This window comes from Pseudomonas sp. 51_B (genome assembly GCF_017491595.1).
Classification (GTDB): domain Bacteria; phylum Pseudomonadota; class Gammaproteobacteria; order Pseudomonadales; family Pseudomonadaceae; genus Aquipseudomonas; species Aquipseudomonas promysalinigenes.
Map to the genome: position 1 here is coordinate 196,196 of NZ_JAFGYW010000007.1, position 19,746 is coordinate 215,941.

Annotated in this window: 22 protein-coding genes and 1 pseudogene; 8 read left to right on the top strand and 15 right to left on the bottom strand. The window is 61.4% G+C overall.

Annotation, left to right across the window (positions count from 1 at the left end):
- Positions 1 to 101 precede the first annotated feature (101 nt).
- Positions 102 to 953 (bottom strand): formyltetrahydrofolate deformylase, encoded by an 852-nt coding sequence (purU, locus tag J5M56_RS11285; protein WP_060478073.1) that lies wholly within the window; start codon positions 951 to 953, stop codon positions 102 to 104.
- Positions 954 to 1,248: 295 nt separating this feature from the next.
- Here purU and mvaT point away from each other — a divergent pair, with 295 nt between their 5' ends.
- Entirely contained in the window at positions 1,249 to 1,626 is a 378-nt protein-coding gene (gene mvaT, locus J5M56_RS11290) for a histone-like nucleoid-structuring protein MvaT (protein WP_060478074.1), read from the top strand.
- 68 nt (positions 1,627 to 1,694) lie between these two features.
- Here mvaT and sbcB read toward each other — a convergent pair whose 3' ends face one another.
- From sbcB to J5M56_RS11305, 3 genes are all read right to left on the bottom strand, one after another.
- Positions 1,695 to 3,131 carry an exodeoxyribonuclease I gene (gene sbcB, locus J5M56_RS11295; RefSeq protein ID WP_207936883.1) on the bottom strand — a complete coding sequence of 479 codons (1,437 nt, stop codon included), beginning with the start codon at positions 3,129 to 3,131 and terminating at the stop codon, positions 1,695 to 1,697.
- Positions 3,132 to 3,177: 46 nt separating this feature from the next.
- A complete protein-coding gene (locus J5M56_RS11300; RefSeq protein ID WP_060478076.1) occupies positions 3,178 to 3,537 on the bottom strand; it encodes a PilZ domain-containing protein in 360 nt (119 codons plus the stop codon).
- A 123-nt stretch (positions 3,538 to 3,660) separates the two neighbouring features.
- Complete coding sequence (locus J5M56_RS11305) at positions 3,661 to 4,047, bottom strand: hypothetical protein (RefSeq protein WP_060478077.1); 387 nt, start codon at positions 4,045 to 4,047, stop codon at positions 3,661 to 3,663.
- 180 nt (positions 4,048 to 4,227) lie between these two features.
- On the opposite strand from J5M56_RS11305, the gene pyk reads away from it, so the two are divergent.
- A complete protein-coding gene (gene pyk / locus J5M56_RS11310) occupies positions 4,228 to 5,682 on the top strand; it encodes a pyruvate kinase (RefSeq protein WP_207936885.1) in 1,455 nt (484 codons plus the stop codon).
- 109 nt (positions 5,683 to 5,791) lie between these two features.
- Here the strand turns inward: pyk and J5M56_RS11315 are convergent, their stop codons facing one another.
- Complete coding sequence (locus J5M56_RS11315) at positions 5,792 to 6,712, bottom strand: iron-sulfur-binding ferredoxin reductase (protein WP_186477522.1); 921 nt, start codon at positions 6,710 to 6,712, stop codon at positions 5,792 to 5,794.
- Between the two features lie 250 nt (positions 6,713 to 6,962).
- Between J5M56_RS11315 and J5M56_RS11320 the strand changes: the two genes are divergently transcribed.
- Positions 6,963 to 8,486, top strand: coding sequence for a fumarate hydratase (locus tag J5M56_RS11320; RefSeq protein WP_060508498.1), 1,524 nt, complete (start codon positions 6,963 to 6,965; stop codon positions 8,484 to 8,486).
- 44 nt (positions 8,487 to 8,530) lie between these two features.
- Here the strand turns inward: J5M56_RS11320 and J5M56_RS11325 are convergent, their stop codons facing one another.
- Positions 8,531 to 9,403 (bottom strand): carbon-nitrogen hydrolase family protein, encoded by an 873-nt coding sequence (locus J5M56_RS11325; protein WP_186477521.1) that lies wholly within the window; start codon positions 9,401 to 9,403, stop codon positions 8,531 to 8,533.
- Positions 9,400 to 9,990 (bottom strand): GNAT family N-acetyltransferase, encoded by a 591-nt coding sequence (locus J5M56_RS11330; protein WP_186477520.1) that lies wholly within the window; start codon positions 9,988 to 9,990, stop codon positions 9,400 to 9,402. The genes J5M56_RS11325 and J5M56_RS11330 overlap by 4 nt, the downstream gene beginning before the upstream one ends.
- A gap of 115 nt (positions 9,991 to 10,105) precedes the next feature.
- On the opposite strand from J5M56_RS11330, the gene J5M56_RS11335 reads away from it, so the two are divergent.
- A complete protein-coding gene (locus J5M56_RS11335) occupies positions 10,106 to 10,504 on the top strand; it encodes a nuclear transport factor 2 family protein (RefSeq protein WP_060478083.1) in 399 nt (132 codons plus the stop codon).
- Positions 10,505 to 10,522: 18 nt separating this feature from the next.
- Here the strand turns inward: J5M56_RS11335 and J5M56_RS11340 are convergent, their stop codons facing one another.
- The 5 genes and pseudogenes from J5M56_RS11340 to J5M56_RS11360 all read right to left on the bottom strand — a co-directional run bounded on the left by J5M56_RS11340 (position 10,523) and on the right by J5M56_RS11360 (position 14,112).
- On the bottom strand, positions 10,523 to 11,104 hold the full coding sequence (locus J5M56_RS11340) for a DJ-1/PfpI family protein (protein ID WP_186477519.1): 582 nt from the start codon (positions 11,102 to 11,104) through the stop codon (positions 10,523 to 10,525).
- A gap of 48 nt (positions 11,105 to 11,152) precedes the next feature.
- Positions 11,153 to 12,310 carry a phosphatidylserine/phosphatidylglycerophosphate/cardiolipin synthase family protein gene (locus J5M56_RS11345; protein WP_060478085.1) on the bottom strand — a complete coding sequence of 386 codons (1,158 nt, stop codon included), beginning with the start codon at positions 12,308 to 12,310 and terminating at the stop codon, positions 11,153 to 11,155.
- A 1-nt stretch (position 12,311) separates the two neighbouring features.
- A complete protein-coding gene (locus J5M56_RS11350; protein ID WP_186477518.1) occupies positions 12,312 to 12,893 on the bottom strand; it encodes a YceI family protein in 582 nt (193 codons plus the stop codon).
- Between the two features lie 44 nt (positions 12,894 to 12,937).
- A pseudogene (locus J5M56_RS11355) lies at positions 12,938 to 13,145 on the bottom strand (amidase); the annotation flags it as partial.
- Positions 13,146 to 13,224: 79 nt separating this feature from the next.
- A complete protein-coding gene (locus J5M56_RS11360) occupies positions 13,225 to 14,112 on the bottom strand; it encodes an acyl-CoA dehydrogenase (RefSeq protein ID WP_186477516.1) in 888 nt (295 codons plus the stop codon).
- A gap of 145 nt (positions 14,113 to 14,257) precedes the next feature.
- On the opposite strand from J5M56_RS11360, the gene olsB reads away from it, so the two are divergent.
- Both olsB and J5M56_RS11370 read left to right on the top strand, forming a co-directional pair.
- Positions 14,258 to 15,013, top strand: a complete 756-nt coding sequence (olsB, locus tag J5M56_RS11365) for an L-ornithine N(alpha)-acyltransferase (protein ID WP_060478089.1) — start codon at positions 14,258 to 14,260, stop codon at positions 15,011 to 15,013.
- Positions 15,013 to 15,801, top strand: a complete 789-nt coding sequence (locus J5M56_RS11370) for a lysophospholipid acyltransferase family protein (RefSeq protein WP_186477634.1) — start codon at positions 15,013 to 15,015, stop codon at positions 15,799 to 15,801. The genes olsB and J5M56_RS11370 overlap by 1 nt, the downstream gene beginning before the upstream one ends.
- Positions 15,802 to 15,882: 81 nt before the next feature.
- On the opposite strand, the gene J5M56_RS11375 is transcribed toward J5M56_RS11370, so the two are convergent.
- Positions 15,883 to 16,467 carry an ACP phosphodiesterase gene (locus J5M56_RS11375; protein WP_186477515.1) on the bottom strand — a complete coding sequence of 195 codons (585 nt, stop codon included), beginning with the start codon at positions 16,465 to 16,467 and terminating at the stop codon, positions 15,883 to 15,885.
- A 152-nt stretch (positions 16,468 to 16,619) separates the two neighbouring features.
- On the opposite strand from J5M56_RS11375, the gene J5M56_RS11380 reads away from it, so the two are divergent.
- Both J5M56_RS11380 and J5M56_RS11385 read left to right on the top strand, forming a co-directional pair.
- Positions 16,620 to 16,922, top strand: coding sequence for a helix-turn-helix transcriptional regulator (locus J5M56_RS11380; RefSeq protein ID WP_060478092.1), 303 nt, complete (start codon positions 16,620 to 16,622; stop codon positions 16,920 to 16,922).
- Positions 16,923 to 16,939: 17 nt separating this feature from the next.
- Positions 16,940 to 17,989, top strand: coding sequence for an alkene reductase (locus J5M56_RS11385; RefSeq protein WP_060478093.1), 1,050 nt, complete (start codon positions 16,940 to 16,942; stop codon positions 17,987 to 17,989).
- 55 nt (positions 17,990 to 18,044) lie between these two features.
- Here the strand turns inward: J5M56_RS11385 and J5M56_RS11390 are convergent, their stop codons facing one another.
- The gene (locus J5M56_RS11390; protein ID WP_207936887.1) at positions 18,045 to 18,866 is read right to left on the bottom strand and encodes an ATPase; all 822 of its coding nucleotides are present in this window, start codon (positions 18,864 to 18,866) and stop codon (positions 18,045 to 18,047) included.
- An 87-nt stretch (positions 18,867 to 18,953) separates the two neighbouring features.
- The coding region (locus J5M56_RS11395) for an NAD-dependent epimerase/dehydratase family protein (RefSeq protein ID WP_207936889.1) at positions 18,954 to 19,746 on the bottom strand (793 nt) is incomplete at its 5' end.

Below are 19,746 nucleotides of genomic sequence, written 5' to 3' on the forward strand. Positions count from 1 at the left end.
CCCAAAGTAGGCGGTGGTGAAGCGGTGGGTGAATTACGCGATCTTGCCACTGCTTTATCGCTCCCAATTGACAGGGGCCGCAGCGCGGCCCCCAATACCAATCAGTCGAATACCACAGTCTTGTTGCCGTGGACCAGCACCCGGTCTTCCAAGTGATAACGCAGGCCGCGGGCCAGCACCATCTTCTCGACGTCGCGGCCGAAGCGGACCATGTCTTCGATGCTATCGGCATGGCTAACCCGCACCACATCCTGCTCGATGATGGGGCCGGCATCCAGCTCTTCGGTCACGTAGTGGCAGGTTGCGCCGATCAGCTTGACACCACGCAGGGCCGCTTGATGGTAGGGTTTGGCACCTACGAACGATGGCAAGAAACTGTGGTGGATATTGATGACCTTCTCGGCATAATCCTGGCACAGCTGCGGTGGCAGAATCTGCATGTAGCGCGCCAGCACCACGACGTCAGCGGCGTGCTCCTGCACCAGGCGAGACACTTCGGCGAAAGCCGGGGCTTTGTCCTTGGGGTCGACCGGCACATGGAAGAACGGGATTCCATGCCACTCGACCATGCTGCGCAGGTCGTTGTGGTTGGAGATCACGCATGGGATATCGCAATCGAGCTCATCGGTGTGCCAGCGGTGCAGCAGATCAGCCAGGCAGTGCGATTCGCGGCTGGCCATCAGCACGACGCGCTTTTTTTGCGCCGAGTCAGTGATACGCCAGGTCATGGAGAACTCTTCGGCAATTGGCGTGAAAGCTTCGCGGAAAGCTTCGATACCGAATGGCAGCGATTCGGCGCGAATTTCATGACGCATGAAGAACCAGCCGCTCTGCTCATCGGAGTGATGGCTGGCTTCGTTGATCCAGCCATTGTAAAGGGCCAGGAAATTACTGACTTTCGCCACGATGCCGACACGGTCGGGGCAAGCGATCACCAGACGATAGGTGCGCATGAATCAAGACTCCAGAACTTCGCAAAGGCGCTCATTCTAACGGCACGCCCGGAAAAACGCAGTAATCATTGCGCAGGCCTTCGGCACAGCCGAGCACAGATGCCGCAAGCCCTCGCTTGAGCTCACACTGCGAACCGCGTTGAGTTACTGCTCAACCTATGTAAATTTTTTTTAATCCTGAGATATTTTGTCACATCGTTAATTGCTGCTGCGCGTTGAATATTATGTTTACTTGAGACTATGGGCTGTCTATTATTGCCTCACTCATTTCTGAACACGCATTAAGGAACACTCCATGTCCCTGATCAACGAGTACCGCGCTACCGAAGAAGCCATCAAGGAACTTCAGGCCCGCCTGGCCAACCTGTCTCAGGATGACAAGCTGAAAAAAGAACTGGAGTTCGAAGGCAAACTGCGCAACCTGATGGGTGAATACTCCAAGTCGCTGCGCGACGTCATTGCCCTGCTCGACCCAGATGCCAAACTGAGCAAAGGCCCACGCGGCTCGGCTAAACCTACTGCCACCAAGCGTGCACGTAAAGTCAAGCAATACAAAAACCCGCACAATGGTGAAGTGATCGAAACCAAAGGCGGCAACCACAAAACCCTGAAAGAATGGAAAGCCAAATGGGGTGGCGACGTGGTTGAAAGCTGGGCTAGCCTGCTGGACTGATAATCCACAGCATCCACTGCTTATACAAACAAGAACGCCGGCATGTTGCCGGCGTTTTTGTTTTGCACTCAGGCATTGATAGCAAACCGCTCCCGCAGAAGTTCGGCGTGCACCTGCCAAGCGCCGAGTACCCGCCGGCCGGCCTCGTCGGCGGTGGCCCAAGCGGCCAGCCTGGCCTTTTCGAAATCGCCCAATGTGTTGGGTGCGCCCCACTGCGGGTTGCTAAGACGCTGCTGGCAGAAGCCATACCAACGCTGGCGTTCTTCGCTGTTCAAGGTTTCAGGGAAGTTTCTGGCACGGTAACGGAACAATAACTCCGGCAGGCGTTGATCATCGAACATCCAATGCCCGTGGCCTAATTGAGCAGGGTCCAAGGTGCGAACTTGCTCGCACAGACGGCGGTCGCGGTCACCGATGAAACCCTCATACAACTGCTGCTCAGGATCTTCTACCGCAGCAAAATGTTCACTGCCGTAGATAGGCTCAAGCTTACCTTCCCAGTGTGCGCGTTGATTAATCAACTGATCGGCACGCGATTGCAGCAAGGCCAAATCGATGCCCAGTCGTTGCTGATCAGTTGGGCGCAATACCGACAGCGGAGCGACAACCGGGCAGCGGTTGATCTGCACCAACTTGAGCGGAACCGGTAATTGCCCTTCAAGCAATTGATCATGCCGGGTGTACAAACGTTCGCGTAGGACTTCGGCACTTTCCCTTAGTAACGGTAGGGTTTCCTGATGCAGGTCGCACACAATCAGTGCATTGCGATTACGCGGGTGCCATGCCAATGGCAGAACCACACCCAGATAGTGTCGCGCTGCGGAAAAGCGCCCGGATATGTGTACCAGTGGCTGCAATAGTTGAACCTGCTCCATGACTTTTTGCTTACTGCGCAACTGGAACAGCCATTCATATAACTTGGGTTGTTTCTGCCTTATCAAGCGCGCTAGAGCGATCGTCGCCCGTACGTCGGAAAGCGCCTCATGGGCATGGCCGTGGTCGATGCCGTTTGCCTGGCTCAACAACTCCAGACGCAGGCTGGTACGCCCATCCTGTTGCGGCCAGACAATCCCCTCCGGGCGCAGGGCATATGCGGTGCGCACCACGTCGATCAGGTCCCAGCGGCTGTTGCCGCCCTGCCATTCGCGGGCATAGGGGTCGAAGAAATTGCGGTAAAGACTGTAACGGGTCACTTCGTCGTCGAAGCGAAGTGTGTTGTAACCCGCACTGCAGGTGCCGGGACGCATCAGTTGCTGGTGAACCCGAGTCATGAACTCGGCTTCGCACAAGCCCTGGTTGGCAAGTTGCTCGGGGGTGATGCCAGTGACCAGGCAAGCGGCCGGGTGCGGGAGGATATCGTCCGAAGGGCGGCAGTAGAGGTTGATCGGTTGGTCGATCTCGTTGAGCTCAAGATCGGTACGCACGCCGGCCACCTGTAACGGGCGATCGCAGCGCGGGTTGATGCCAGTGGTTTCGTAGTCGTGCCAGAAAATGCTGGTTGTCACGGGGTCGTCCTGTTTCGCGGTCGACCCGATTTTAACGGAGCCAGGGTCAGGCGGAAGCGTTGGCAGGGTGGAAACTGAAATACTCGCGCAGTGAGTGGACGAATTCTTCGTATTCGCGCGGCGCCTGCAGCAGCATGAAACCCGAATCGTAGTGGCCTGGCGTCTGGTCTTCACGGCACCACAGGCAACTGGCAGTCAAGTTGATGAACTGAAACCCACCGTTGGGCAGTGGCAGGCGCAACTGCAGTTCGAAATCCGGGCCGACCAGAACCGGCAGCGAGCTGATCAGCATGATGCCGTCTTCCGAGGCATTGCCCAGCTGGCCGATGGGTTGATCGGTGTGGCGGTTGTAGACCGTCAGCACACCGGTCAACTGATGGCGTTCGATATGGCGCTTGTTGAACATGTTCGCGAGTGCAGTCCCGTAAAGGTGCCAGGGATGCAAGGTACTGGCGGTTGTTGTAACAACTGAGTTACAGATTAGCGCAGTGCGCCAAGCCTAGCCTGTGAAATAAACCACACCTTGGTATTAACGCCAAGTGGGGGTGCCGACGGGATGACTCACCGCAGCCTCTGGCCCGCGATAGTGCCCGAGCTTTTCCAGGGTTTGCAGGCGCGCCTTGGCCCGAAACGCATATTCGTTGCCTGGGTATTGCTGAATCAGATACTCATAGGTTTGCGCCGCGTCCAGGTAAAGCTTGTCGCGCTCAAGGCACTGGCCCCGCAACAGCGTGGCTTCCGGGTGGATGAACGGCCGCGCACGGCTGGTGCGGTCGACCTGCGACAGTTCCAGCATGACTCGCTGACAATCGCCGCGGTCATAGGCGCGGTAGGCATTGTTCAGATGGTGGTCCATGGACCAGCGGGTGCAGCCGACGGTGCTGGCAGCCAGGGCAATCAAGATCAGGGCGCGCATGGGGTATCTCCTTTGATGCCAGTTTATCGACCATGGCCGGCAAATCTTCACAGCCTTTTGCAAGCATACGCCTGCCGTTCAAATGCCACCCTGCATCGCTGGCAGGTAGTGCAACGGAACAATGACTACAGCGTAATTGAGGAGTAGCCTTTCGCTGCGCTTCACTATAGGAGTCTGTGCATGAGCATCCGCCGTACCAAAATCGTCGCCACCCTTGGCCCCGCCAGCAACTCGCCGGAAGTGATCGAACAGCTGATCCTCGCCGGCCTGGACGTGGCACGCCTGAACTTCTCCCATGGCACGCCGGACGAGCACAAGGCGCGTGCGCGCCTGATCCGTGACATCGCCGCCAAGAACGGCCGCCATGTCGCGCTGCTGGGTGACCTGCAAGGTCCGAAGATCCGCATCGCTAAATTCGCCAACAAGCGCATCGAATTGAAGATCGGTGACAAATTCACCTTCTCCACCGCCCACCCGCTGACCGAAGGCAACCAGGACATCGTCGGTATCGACTATCCCGACCTGGTCAAAGACTGCGGCGTTGGTGACGAACTGCTGCTCGACGACGGGCGTGTGGTCATGCGCGTCGAAACCGCCACCGCGGACGCCCTGCACTGCGTGGTGATCATCGGCGGCCCGCTGTCGGACCACAAAGGCATCAACCGCAAAGGTGGCGGCCTGACCGCACCGGCTCTGACCGAAAAAGACAAGGCCGACATCAAGCTCGCCGCAGAAATGGACCTGGACTACCTGGCGGTTTCCTTCCCCCGTGACGCCAGCGACATGGAGTACGCCCGTAAGCTGCGTGACGAATCCGGTGGCAGCGCCTGGCTGGTCGCCAAGATCGAACGCGCCGAAGCCGTTGCCGACGATGAAACCCTGGACAAGCTGATCGCAGCCTCTGACGCGGTCATGGTTGCCCGTGGCGACCTGGGTGTGGAAATCGGCGACGCCGAGCTGATCGCCATCCAGAAGAAGATCATCCAGCACGCTCGCCGCAACAACAAGGCGGTGATCGTTGCGACCCAGATGATGGAGTCGATGATCCAGAACCCGATGCCGACTCGTGCCGAAGTATCGGACGTGGCCAACGCCGTGCTGGACAACACCGATGCGGTGATGCTGTCGGCCGAGAGCGCCGCCGGTGCCTACCCGATCGAAGCCGTACAGGCCATGGCCCGTATCTGCCTGGGTGCCGAGAAGCATCCGACTAGCCAGAAGTCCAGCCACCGCCTGCACACCACCTTTGAGCGCTGTGACGAAAGCATCGCCCTGGCGGCCATTTACACCGCCAACCACTTCCCGGGTGTGAAGGCGATCATCGCGCTGACCGAAAGCGGCTACACCCCACTGATCATGTCGCGCCTGCGTTCGCACGTGCCGATCTTTGCGCTGTCGCCGCACCGCGCCACTCAGGCTCGGGCCAACATGTTCCGTGGTGTCTACCCGATCGCCTTCGACCCGGCATCGCTGCCGGCCGACAAAGTCAGCCAGGCGGCCGTGGACGAGCTGCTCAAGCGCGGCCTGGTGGCACAAGGTGACTGGGTGATCCTGACCAAAGGTGACAGCTACCACACCATCGGCGGCACCAACGGCATGAAGATCCTGCACGTGGGTGATCCGCTGGTCGGCTGATAGCCTTTGCGGCCTTATCGCGACCTTCGCTCGCTCCTACGGAAAATTGCGTTCCCCCGTAGGAGCGACCGCAGGTCGCGATGAGGCCGGCACTCGCCACACAACTGCCTCAGGCATGCTCAACGAACACATCGGCAAACACCTGCCCGCGCGGCACCCCGGCAATGAACAGCCGCCGGGCGAACCGCTCGACACTCCCCGCCCCTCCACACACCAGCGCTATAGTTTGCCGCGACGACAGGCTCAGGCGTGCCAACGCCTCATCCATCTGCTGTGCCAGCACCAGCTCGACCTTCACACCTTCCAATTGCAACAGCGGCTGCGCCAGATAATGCGCGGCACCATCGCGGGCTATGTGCAGCAGCCGAATCTCACCTTGATGCCCCTGGCGCAATGCCTCGCGCAAGATGCCCCACAGCGGCGCCAGCCCAGTGCCCGCTGCCAATAGCCAGAGCGGCCGCGCCTGCCAGTCCGGGTCATAGTGCAGTGCTCCACCGCGAACCTCGCCAAGGCGCAAGCTATCGCCTAGTTGCAGCCCACGGGCTTTGTCGCAGAAGGCACCTGGCCGCTGACAGTCGATATGAAACTCCAGATAACCGTCCTCACCCGGCAGGCTGGCCAACGAGTAAGGCCTTGCAACAGGGCCGTTCCACACCACCACATGCTGCCCAGCCTGATACCGCAACCCCCGTTCAGGGATCAGGCGCACACGCAGCACATCGCCGAACCAGTCCAGCCCGCACACCCGCGCTGGCACCCCGTCCTGCTGGGGGTCGAACAGCGCAACGTGCAAGTTCTCGACAACCCGGCACTGGCATGCCAGGCGCCAACCCTGGGCATGTTTGTCCGCTGCCAGGGCCTGGGGCGACGCATCCTGCGGTTGCCCGGCCAGGCACTGCACCAGGCACGCATGGCAACTGCCGGCTCGGCAGCTGTAGGGCACGTTCAGCCCCGCGTCGTTGAGGGCATCGAGCAGGTTGCTGCCAGTGGGCACCGCCCAGCTCTTTGCGCCCACGCTAAGTTCAGGCATGGTAAGTCATTCTCCAACGGTCACCGGGTCACTGTAAGCCAAGCGCAAGGTGGCAGCAAAAACGATGCCCGCTAGTAGCCGACCAAGGTCCAGACCACACGCAGGTGTTTCGCGCAGTGAGGCGCGCTATACTGCCGCGCCCTTTTGCGTCGGCCAGCCTGCCGGCGCGCCTTGCAAGGCGCTTCGACACGCTGGTCGGCACCGTCGAACGTCTTTTTGAATGTTCCCGTCTTTAAGAGGAGCGCGCTGCATGACCGTGATCAAGCAAGACGACCTGATTCAGAGCGTCGCCGACGCCCTGCAATTCATCTCGTACTACCACCCCGTCGATTTCATCCAGGCGATGCACGAAGCCTACCTGCGTGAAGAATCCCCCGCCGCACGGGACTCGATCGCCCAGATCCTGATCAACTCGCGCATGTGCGCCACTGGCCACCGCCCGATCTGCCAGGACACCGGTATCGTCACCGTGTTCATCCGTGTGGGCATGGATGTGCGCTGGGACGGCGCCACCATGAGCGTCGACGACATGATCAACGAAGGTGTGCGTCGCGCCTACAATCTGCCTGAAAACGTGCTTCGCGCCTCGATCCTGGCCGACCCGGCCGGTGCGCGCAAGAACACCAAGGACAACACTCCAGCCGTCATCCACTACTCGATCGTTCCAGGCGACAAGGTCGAAGTGGACGTTGCCGCCAAAGGCGGCGGCTCGGAGAACAAGTCGAAGATGGCCATGCTCAACCCGTCCGACTCGATCGTCGACTGGGTGCTCAAGACCGTGCCGACCATGGGCGCTGGCTGGTGCCCGCCAGGCATGCTGGGCATCGGCATCGGCGGTACCGCCGAGAAGGCCGCGGTCATGGCCAAGGAAGTGTTGATGGAGTCCATCGACATCCACGAACTCAAAGCCCGTGGCCCGCAGAACCGCCTTGAAGAGATCCGTCTGGAGCTGTTCGACAAGGTCAACCAGTTGGGTATCGGCGCACAGGGCCTCGGTGGCCTGACCACCGTGCTCGACGTCAAGATCATGGACTATCCGACTCACGCCGCCTCGCTGCCGGTGTGCATGATCCCCAACTGCGCCGCCACTCGTCACGCCCACTTCGTGCTCGACGGCAACGGCCCGGCCGAGCTTGAAGCGCCGTCGCTGGACGCTTACCCGGAAATCGTCTGGGAAGCCGGCCCAAGTGCCCGTCGCGTCAACCTCGACGACATCACCCCCGAAGAAGTCGCCAGCTGGAAACCAGGCGAGACCATCCTGCTCAACGGCAAGATGCTCACTGGCCGCGACGCTGCCCACAAGCGCATGGTCGAGATGCTCAACCGCGGTGAAGAACTGCCAGTCGACCTCAAAGGCCGCTTCATCTACTACGTCGGCCCGGTCGACCCAGTGGGTGACGAAGTGGTGGGCCCTGCCGGCCCGACCACTGCCACGCGCATGGACAAGTTCACCCGCCAGATCCTCGAGCAGACCGGCCTGCTGGGCATGATCGGCAAGTCCGAGCGTGGCCCGACCGCAATCGAGGCGATCAAGGACAACAAGGCCGTATACCTGATGGCCGTGGGTGGCGCTGCTTACCTGGTGGCTCAGGCCATTCGCAAGTCGAAGGTTCTGGCCTTCGCCGAGCTGGGCATGGAAGCGATCTATGAGTTCGAGGTCAAGGACATGCCGGTGACCGTAGCCGTCGACAGCAACGGCGAATCGGTACACATCACTGGCCCTGCCCTGTGGCAGAGCAAGATTGCCCAGAGCCTGGCAGTTGAAGTGAAGTAAGCCCGATATCACGGTGGCGGCCCCAAACCGGGGCCGCTGCTGTTTCAGAGCAGACGTTCGAACTGCTCCGGCCAGTCCCTGCGGGTAAATACCTGCCCTTGCTGCCGCACCCGCCGCACGTGCTCAAGGCTCACTTCACACATCAGCCACTGGCTGCCCACCGGGCTCAACGCCTCACTCAGCGCAATCACCCCGTCCTGCGGCATCCCGTAATCTGGCGGAACGAACAGCCCAGCCCGGCCGATATTCTCATCCAGTGCTGGCGACCACGGTGCCAGGCCCACGGTCGGGCTTTGTAACACCGCTATCTGGTTTTCCAGCGCCCGAGCCTGCGCGCCTATGCGCACTCTGTGATAGCCCGCTTCGGTATCGGTGCAGCTCGGCGCCAGGATCAGGTCAGCGCCGCCCTCAGCCAAGTAGCGCGCCAACATTGGGAACTCATTGTCATAGCAAATCAGGATGCCCAAACGGCCAAGCGCGGTGTCGAACACCTGCAGCCCATCACCGGCAGCAATGCCCCACTGCTCTCGCTCAAAGCGGGTCATGATGAGTTTGTCCTGATAGCCCAGCACTCCCTTGGGGCCGAACAGCCAGGCTCGGTTACGGTACTGCCCATCAAGGTCGAGCACCGGCAGGCTGCCTGGTTGTAGGTAGATGCCCCAACGCCGCGCAATGCCCTCGCACAAAGCCAGCCAGGGCTCGACCAGCGGCTGAATGCCGGCGATCGAGGCCTTCAGGTCGCCCCGCTGCTCAACCGGCAACTGCCCGCTAAGCACCAACCCGGCATATTCAGGCAATAGCAGCAGTTGGGCGCCGGCCTCCACGACCTCGGCGCACAGCCCTTGCAGGTGCTCGGCATACGCATCCCAGGTTTCATGCAGTTCGATGGCGTACTGGCACGCCGCGAGGCGGATCAAGCCGGTAGCTCCTTGGTCCAGAAGGACATGATTTTTTCCGAACTGTGGGTTTCGTCCAGGTCGCGCCAGGCGTAGTGGGTCCGCAGCGCTGGGTCATGGAGGAAGCCGCGATTGCGCCAGAACCCGTTCAGCGGCTTATAGTCCGCCGGCCGGCGCGGGTGCGTTCCTGGACGCTCCACGGCGCAAAACGCGCAAAAGTCGAATTCGGCCAGTTTATGGGCATAGGATTCGCGCTCAATGAAAAAGCGCACTCCCAGGCCACGGCCACGGTACTCCGGCAGCACCAACGACTCACCGAAGTAGTAGACGCTTGCCGGGTCGCGCCCCAACGCCAGAAACGGCTCTTGGAACTCAGGGGCTACATCCACCAGCGGCAGGCCGGTCGAAACACCTACCACCTTGCCTTCGTCCAGGGCCAGCACCATAAGGCTGCGCCCGGAACGGGTGTAGCTGGCCAGGTAGTCGGCCTCGTCCTGGGCAGTGCCGTCATAAAGATAGGGAAACTCGCGAAACACGGTCAGGCGCAGGCGAGCGAGGTCATCGATGTAAGGCGCGATAGCGGCGCCGTGCAACAGGCGTATTTGCATGCTTGGCGGTCGTTTTGTCGATGTGGATGACGCGCTCGGCTAAGCCGGGCTTGAGGGGAAACCCTATCATCCAAGCCAGCACATCGCCTTTTCCCTACACGACAGGAACTGTTCCATGACCGCTACCGAACTGGTCCACGCTTACTATGCCGCCTTCAACGCCGGTGACATGCCAACGTTCTTGGCACTGCTCAGCGAAGATGTGATTCACGACATCAACCAGGGCGAGCGGCAAATGGGCAAAGCGAAGTTCGCCGCGTTCATGGACAAGATGAACCGCTGCTACCGCGAGCGCCTGGCCGACATCGTGGTCATGCAGAACGCCGACGGCAGCCGCGCAGCAGCCGAGTTCACCGTCCACGGCCAATACCTGGCCGACGACGAAGGCTTGCCGGCGGCCACGGGCCAGACTTACGTGCTGCCAGCGGGGGCATTCTTCTACATTCACTGCGGCAAGATTGCCCGGATCACCAATTACTACAACCTCAACGATTGGGTCGAGCAGGTAGAGTGAACCTGCCGAGCGGCCCGATCAGGCGATATGGGTGCCAAGCACTTTGAGGAACGCCGCCAGCCAGGCCGGGTGGGCGGGCCAGGCTGGCGCAGTGACCAGGTTGCCATCCACATGTGCCTGGTCCACCGCGATATCGATGAAGGTGCCGCCGGCCAGCCGCACTTCCGGCGCACACGCCGGATACGCACTGCACTCGCGCCCTTGCAGCACACCTGCGGCTGCCAACAACTGCGCACCATGGCACACCGCTGCAATCGGCTTGCCGGCCTGGTCGAAGGCCCGCACCAGCTCCAGAACCCGCTCATCCAGGCGCAGATACTCCGGGGCGCGGCCGCCAGGAATCAGCAGCGCGTCGTAACCCTCGGCCCGAGCCCGCACGAAGTCGTAGTTCAGTGCAAAATTATGCCCCGGCTTTTCGCTGTAGGTCTGTTCGCCTTCGAAGTCATGAATCGCTGTGCGCACCGTCTGCCCAGCGACCTTCTCCGGGCACACCGCGTGAACGGTGTGGCCGACCATGCTCAGCGCCTGGAAAGGCACCATCGCCTCGTAATCTTCCACATAGTCGCCAACCAGCATGAGAATCTTCTTCGCCGTCATCACACCCACTCCTTCGATTGCCTGGAAACCGTCAGTGCACGATAGCTGCTCTCAGTCCCGTCGGTCGAGCAGGTTGACCACCAGCCTGTCCAGCCAACCCCATATGCGCTGTTTCACCCGGCGCCACAGCGGCCGGGCATGCCAGTGGTCCAGGTCGACAGCCTGGCTCAAGGCGAAGTCACGCTCGAAGCTGGCGTGTACAGCGGCCGTCAAAGGCGGATCGAGCGCCTCGATGTTGGCCTCCAAGTTAAAGCGCAGGTTCCAGTGATCGAAGTTGCATGAGCCAATGCTGACCCAGTCGTCGATCAGCACCATTTTCAAATGCAGGAAACAGGGCTGGTATTCGTAGATACGCACACCCGCTCGCAGCAAGCGCGGGTAATAGCGGTGCCCGGCATAGCGTACCGAAGGGTGGTCGGTGCGCGGGCCAGTCAGCAGCAAGCGCACGTCGACCCCTTTCCCTGCAGCCCGGCGCAGGGACCGGCGCACGCTCCAAGTCGGCAAGAAATACGGCGTGGCCAGCCACACTCGCTGCTTGCCACTGTTGATTGCCCGCACCAGCGAATGCAGGATGTCCTGATGCTGGCGGGCGTCGGCATAGGCCACTCGGCCCATGCCCTGCCCTTGCGCCGGCAACTTGGGCAGGCGAGGCAGGCCAAAGCCTTCGGCCGGGCGCCAGGCGGTACGACGTTCGTTAGCTTGCCACTGGCGGTCGAACAGCTGTTGCCAGTCGCTCACCACAGGGCCATGCATTTGCACCATCACCTCATGCCAGGCGCTGCTTGACTCACCGGGCACCCAGAATTCGTCGGTAACCCCGGTGCCACCCACCACGGCCCAACGCTCATCGACCAGCAACAGTTTGCGATGGTCACGGTAGAGGTTGCGCAAACCACGCTTCCAGCGCAGGCGGTTGTACCAGCGCAGATAGACGCCGGCATCCAGCAGGCGCTGGCGCAACGCTGCAGTGAAGGCCAAAGAGCCATAGTCATCGAACAGGCAGCGCACCCGCACGCCGCGTACTGCCGCCTGTTCCAGCGCCTGGACCACAGCCTCGGCGCAGGCACCGGCCTCGACCAGATACAACTCCAGGTCCACCTGTGCCTGCGCACCGGCAATCGCCTGAAGCATCCTGGGAAAGAACGCAGGGCCGTCGATCAGCAGTTCGAATTGATTGCCATCGCGCCAGGGGAATACGGGCCCTGGCATGTCAGCGGGCGTTGAAAATCAGTACCGCGTTGACCGGTACCAATGGGTTGATGGATTTCAACTTGGCAAACTTGCGCAGGCTCTCCAGCCCGGGCAACAGGCCGAAGTCAGAAGCGCGCAGCACCAACGGTTCGAGGGTCACTACCTGGAAGCGCCGCTCATCCAGGCGGGTGGCCAGCAGCAGCGCGTTGTAGCTGTGGGACTGCCCATGCAGGGTGACGGTCAACGGCAGGCGCAACTCGATTTGCGCGCCATCGGCCAGGTCGTTGATCGGCCGCAGGTCGATCTGCGCCTTCACGCTGGCCTCGGCAAAGCGCTGCACTTCGAAAAGATGGTCGCGCATCTGCTCGTCACGCAGCGGCACCCCGCTGCTGACCGAGTCCATCTCGATGCGCAGCGCAGCCGCGCCCTTTCGGTCGACACTGCCGTGCAACACTAAAAAGCGATGCACCTCGGCGGTATCACCATTTTTGCCGGTGACGAATGACAGGCGCGATGACTCGCCATCAAGGTGCCAATTGGCATGGGCGGGCAAGCACAGGGCCAGCAGCAGAGCAGGCAGAAGGCGACTGAAGTTGAACATGACAGGTCTCGTAGAACTTGACCGCCAACCTTAACCGCCTGCTTTCATGGCAGCAAGCGCCAGCCTGCTTGTGCACCCTGCCAGGCAGCCGGGCTGCGCAGGCCTGGCCCCTGGGCGCTTTCCCGCCGCTGCCGGCGGTCTTCTTCCAGGCCGCTCAAGGGCAGCCATGGTTTCACGTAGTCCGGGCAATACGCTTGAGCCAAGCCCATTACAAAGCGACCGGAGGGGTGCTTTTTTGGCGGAATAAGCCGACGGTATTCTCAGGAGGCTTTCATGGTCGGAAAAGCGCATCAGCGGCCCAGGAGCTGAGAGAACTACAGGATCCCGCTTTTCATGACAGCCCTGCGCCCGACCAGGCTTTGGCCAGGCGCTGTTCCCGCGCCGCCGTGGCCAGTCCCAGCACCCCTTGATCACGCTGCCACAGCTGAGCCCATTGCTGCGGCCCCGCCAGCAGCGCCTCATCGACCGCTGCGCGCAGCGCCTGGAACTGCGAGAACAAGCCCCCCAGCAAGAGGTGGCAAGCAACGCTGTCAGCGCATTGCCGGCTGCCCTCGGCGCACCCAGCCAACAGTCCAAGGAGGCGCAGACGCAAGTCCCGGGGCCAGTCGCACTCATGTCCAACCCCATATAACCAAGCCGTCAAAGCCGTCAGCACGTACAGGTCTTCCAACGAGCGGAACGGTTTGACGTAGGCGTCCCAACCGTCCCCTGCCAATAATTCGCAGGACGCACCCTGCAAGTGCAGGCGTCCATGCCCTACCTCTGGCATCAGCGGCAGGGTGGGCAATGCTTCCAACGTCACCCCGGCCTCACCCGGATACACCACCGCTAACTTCAGCTGCGGCGCGTCGCCCAACGCTTCGCTGCGCGCAGCCACCAACAGCCACTCTGCATCAAGGCCCGCGGTAACAAAGTCCTTGGTGCCGTCCAGGCGCAACCCGACCAGCCGGGTATGCATGTCCGCCGGGCGCACGCTGCGCTGTTCGGTGGCGCACAACGCACCAAGGCTGGCCGGCGCACTGGGCCAAAGCACCCTCAGCGCGGCCTGGTAACCGATCAGAAAGGCCAGGCCCGGGGTGGCCATGGCACGCCCACCCAGCACCGCCAGTTCGAACGGGGCAACCGCGCCAAGGCGCTCGAGTTGCGCGGCATAGGCCTCGCCAAGGGTGCCGGCCAATGGCTGGCGGTAAGGGTCGTTGAGTCGTTGCAACCAGGCCATAGGGCGCTCCTTCAAGAGGCTGACGGGGCTGTCATGCAAGCATCACCAAAGCTTCACCGGGGTGACACCGCGCCTACCTAGGCTGACTGTGCACAACAAAGCCGACCGGCCGCAACCCTTCATGGCTGGCTTATGGAGACTCGCAATGACTCGGATCGCTCACCGTGGTGGCAACAGCACCGAACGCCGTCTGCAAGCCGAACGCCTGGTCGGGCCTGCAGCCCTTCAGGAGGCTCAAGCCCTGCGTTTCAGGGTGTTCAGCGCAGAGTTCAAGGCCAGGCTCAAAGGCGCTGACCAGGGTCTGGACATGGATGACTACGATGAACACTGCCGGCACATCGGCGTACGCGACCTGAGCACCGGCCAGCTGGTGGCCACCACCCGCTTGCTCGATCACCAGGCGGCCAGCAGCCTGGGGCGCTTCTACAGTGAAGAAGAATTCAGCTTGCACGGTCTGCGTCAATTGCAGGGCCCGATCCTCGAACTGGGTCGCACCTGCGTCGCCCCGGACTACCGCAACGGCGGCACCATAGCCGTGCTCTGGGGCGAATTGGCCGAGGTGCTCAACGAAGGCCGCTACAGCTACCTGATGGGCTGCGCCAGCATCCCCATGCAAGACGGGGGTGTCCAAGCCCATGCGGTCATGCAACGGCTGCGCGAGCGTTATCTGTGCAACGAGCACCTGCGCGCCGAGCCAAAAAAACCTCTGCCCAGCCTGGCGTTGCCGAGCAACGTCATTGCCGAAATGCCCCCGTTGCTCAAAGCCTACATGCGCCTGGGGGCCAAGATCTGTGGGGAGCCTTGCTGGGACCAGGACTTCCAGGTGGCGGACGTCTTCATTCTGCTCAAGCGCGACGAGCTGTGCCCGCGCTACGCCAGACACTTCAAGGCAGCCGTCTGATGGGTGGGGTGCGGGTACTGCTCCGCCTGTCCCGCCTGCTGCTGGTATTGTTGCTCGGCCTGCTCATGGCCACTGTCGTCGCGCTGGGGGACCGGTCAGGGCTCAAGGTGTCTCTCGGGCTGCGCCAGCGTTTGTCCTGCTGGTTCATGAAGCGTCTGGTCAGCGCTTTGCCGTTCCAGGTGCGGGTAACCGGTGAGCGGCCAAAACGGCCGATGCTCTGGGTCAGCAATCATGTGTCCTGGACCGACATTCCACTGCTAGGCATGCTGCTACCACTTTCGTTTCTGTCCAAGGCCGAAGTCCGCCAGTGGCCGGTAGCCGGCTGGCTGGCAGAAAAAGCCGGCACGCTGTTCATTCGCCGCGGTGGCGGCGACAGTCAGCGCCTGCGCGAACAGATCAGCGAACAATTGCGCCAGGCCCGGCCACTGCTGATTTTCCCAGAGGGCACTACCACCGATGGGTGCCAGCTGCGCACTTTCCACGGCCGGCTGCTGGCCGGTGCCATCGACCAGGGCGTGGCGGTGCAGCCAGTGGCCATTCAATACCTGCGCGACGGCAAGGCAGACCTGATAGCACCCTTCATTGGTGACGACGACCTGGTTTCGCACCTGATGCGCTTATTCGCCCAGCCTCGGGGGCAAGTGTGCATTCACCTGTTGACGCCGATCGACAGTGCCCAGAAGGAACGGGCGGCGCTGGCGTTTCAGGCGCAACAGGCGATTCACATGGCGTTGTTCGGCGTCGAACACATGCCGGCGGTGCCTCGGCGTCAGGCACGTGCTGCCTGATTCATGCAGTGGTGCCCTCAGATTCCGCACTGGCTTTGTGGGCGCTTGACCTGCGAAAAGGCCGGCGAAGACAACACAAGCTCAACTGCCGGGCTGCCGACCGGTCGCAGCGAACGCCTGCAGCTGAGGGTAGAACGCACGAAAATCCGCCAGCAGCGGCTCGTACAGGCGTTCCAGCTCATGCATCACCCCAGCCATCCCTTCAGGCCGCGACAGGCGCCGGGAAATACCCTTGAACACCTGCTCCAGCGTGGCAAAGTCGCCATAGGCATCCAGCCAATCATCTGCCGCCATGGAGGGCGCGATCCGCGCCAGCCGCCCTGGCAACTCAGGCTCAGCCAGCAACACTCGATAAAACGCTCCAGTGAACTGCGCCAGCGGCTGTTCAGCGTAATCCCCCCAGTGTCGGGCCAGGCAATGGTCGAAGAACACATCCAGCACGATGCCGGCAAAGCGCCGTCGCGATGAAGGAAAACGCGCCAGCGCAGCCAATACCAATGGGTGCTGGTCGGTGAAGCTGTCAATGCGCCGGTGCAGCCTGATCGCTGCCTCTAGCGCAGGCGGAAAACGCCCTTCGAGCGAGCCTTTGACGAAGTCGCCATACAGGCTGCCGAGCATTTGCTGCGGAGCAGAGCCGCCAAGGTGCAGATGTGCCAAGTAATTCATGCCGGCAGTTTAGCACCCTGATCTCGCATATCGTTATAACGCGATATAGCGATTTGCACTCAGCTCAGAACCTCTTCGTATTTGTATATCGCTAAATACCGATGTACGTTTCGTTGTATCGCGATATACCGCTACAGCACGAGCCTCACCCCATGCCACTTGATCTCGACGAAATCATAAAAGCGCTGGCCCATCCGGTCAGGCGAGAAATCCTAAGCTGGCTGAAAGACCCGGCTGCTCAATTTCCCGACCAGTACCACAGCACCGAAAACGGTGTTTGCGCCGGGCAGATCGACCAACGCTGCGGGCTCTCGCAGTCCACCGTGTCAGCCCACTTGGCCACCTTGCAACGGGCGGGTCTGATCACCAGCCAGAAGGTCGGTCAATGGCACTTTTTCAAACGCAACGAAGCCACCATCGAGGCATTTCTCGAACAACTGCGCCAAGCGCTTTGACAAGGCAGGTAACCGTTATGACAACGCTTTTCGATCCGATCCAACTGGGCGATGTGCAGTTGCCCAACCGCATCATCATGGCGCCATTGACTCGATGCCGGGCCGATGACGGCCGCGTTCCCAACGCCTTGATGGCCGAATACTATGTTCAACGCGCCAGCGCCGGGCTGATTCTCAGCGAAGCGACCTCGGTCACACCCATGGGCGTAGGTTATCCAGACACGCCTGGCATCTGGAACGATGAGCAGGTCCGTGGTTGGAACAATGTCACCTCGGCCGTCCATGGCGCAGGGGGGCGGATATTCCTGCAACTGTGGCACGTCGGCCGTATCTCTCACCCCAGCTACCTCAACGGCGAACTGCCAGTAGCACCCAGCGCGATCCAGGCCAAGGGCCACGTAAGCCTGGTGCGCCCACTTAGCGACTACCCCACCCCGCGCGCCCTGGAAACCGAAGAAATCGCCGATATCGTCGAGGCCTACCGCAGCGCGGCCGAGAATGCCAAGGCCGCCGGCTTCGACGGTGTGGAAATCCATGGCGCCAACGGCTACCTGCTTGACCAGTTCCTGCAAACCAGCACCAACCAGCGCACCGACCGTTACGGTGGCTCCTTGGAAAACCGCGCGAGGTTGTTGCTGGAAGTCACCGACGCAGCCATCGGCGTGTGGGGGGCTGGCCGCGTGGGCGTGCACCTGTCGCCACGCGCCGACGCCCATGACATGGGTGATGCCAACCGCGCCGAGACCTTCACCTATGTGGCACGTGAACTGGGCAAGCGCGGCATCGCTTTCATCTGCTCGCGGGAGAAGGAAGCCGACGACAGCATTGGCCCGCTGATCAAGGAAGCCTTCGGTGGCCCGTATATCGTCAACGAGCGCTTCGACAAGGCCAGCGCCAATGCCGCCCTGGCGGGGGGCAAAGCCGATGCGGTAGCGTTCGGTGTGCCATTTATCGCCAACCCGGACCTGCCGGCGCGGCTGGCAGCGGATGCGCCGTTGAACGAGGCGCATCCTGAGACGTTCTATGCAAAGGGGCCGGTGGGGTACATCGATTACCCACGCCTGTGACCCGGACATGGGCCGCTTGGCGGCCCATTTCAGGGTAAGCCCGCTGCAATAAACTTCAACGCCGAGCGTTGATCTGCTGCTGCAGGTTTTGAATCTGACTCTGCAGGGTATTGAGGTTGCGCGTGGTCTGCCCGCGGAATGCATCGAATTCCTGCACGGTCGCCCCATTTGAAGACGCTGAGCGGCTTTCCATCTGGGTCTTGAGCACCAAAACATCTTGCTCCAGGCTTTCCACTGCAGCTTTCTGGTTGCCCTGTTTCTTCAGCGCCGCCACTTCGTCACTCAGACTCTTCAACTGGCCATCAAGCTTGCCGCCGTCCACCTGCCCCGACTTCAACGCCGCCAACTCGGCATTCACCGCCTTCAGTTGAGCTTGCAATTGGTTCTGAAGCTCAGTCACCGCCTTTTGCTGCTCGCGAGTATCGGCCAGAACCTGTTCCAGACGCTTGCCCAGGTCTCCTGCCTGCCCGGCCACACCTTGCTGTTGCTTGCCCTGCTCGGCCAGGCTGGCCTGCAACTGACGGATCTGCAGCTTCAAGGCCTCACTACCGCTGGTACTTGAAGATTCGCTGGCAGCGACCTTGCCGCTGATTGCCTGCAAGCGCCCGGCGGCCTCTTCGCTGATACGCGCAAAGCTCTCCTGGGTGGCCACCAACTGCTGCTCCATCAGCGAGATTTGCTGAAAGCTCCACCAGCCCAGCCCGGCGAGGGCGATGAACGCTGCGATCAGCAACGCCCACAGCGCTCCGCTGCTGGCTGGCCGGGCTGCCTTCTGACGGCTGCGCGAAACATGCGCAGGCAGCAGTTCGTCGTCATCGGGGGTACCGGCACGCAAAGTGGGTACGTCATCGAAATCGTCGTGGGCATCGTTACGCATAGGTGGCTTCAACCGCGGTAGTAGCAAAGAGACATAAGTATAAACCGCTCAAGCGGCGCTCTGATGACCATCATCTACCGATCCGGTTCATTGCCCCAAGGGTTGATGCTTCCACCAGGCGCAGAATTCATCCAGCGCCGTCCACAGGCTGACGTTGGGTTGATAATCCAGATACTGCCGGGCGCGGCTGATATCCAGGGTGAAATCGCGGCTCATCACCTGCATGCCCAGGCGCGTCAACGTCGGCTGCGGGCGCCCTGGCCAGAGCAGGCAAGCCGCCTCGTTCAAAGCCGCCAGGCTATAGGCCAGCCCGTAGGCGCGATAGCGCGTCACCTGCGGCAACTGCATCTGGCGCATCACATAGTTGACCACGTCCCACAAAGGCAGCGGCTGCCCGTTGCTGATGTTGTACGCCTGGCCCAGGGCACGGTCTTGGGCGAATAGCGCACTGAGCAACGCCTCGTTGAGGTTGTGCACGCTGGTAAAGTCGACTTTGTTCAGGCCATTGCCGATGATTGCCAGCCGGCCCTTGCGCTGCATCTGCATCAACCGCGGGAAAATGCTCGCATCACCTGCGCCGGTGACGAACCGTGGACGCAGCGCCAGCACTTCCAGGCCGAACTCCTGGGCACCGAATACTTTCTGCTCGGCGATGTGCTTGGTCTGCGCATAGTGATCATGGAACCGGCGCGGTACCTGGTCCTCGCGGATACCCTGGCGCGCCTTGCCATTGAAGTAGATCGATGGCGATGACAAGTGCACCAGCCGTCGAACATGTTCCTTGAGGCAGCCTTCGACGATGTTTTCCGTGACTGTCACGTTGCCCTGGTAGAAGTCCTGGTAGCGCCCCCAGTTGCCCACCGCCCCCGCGCAATGCACC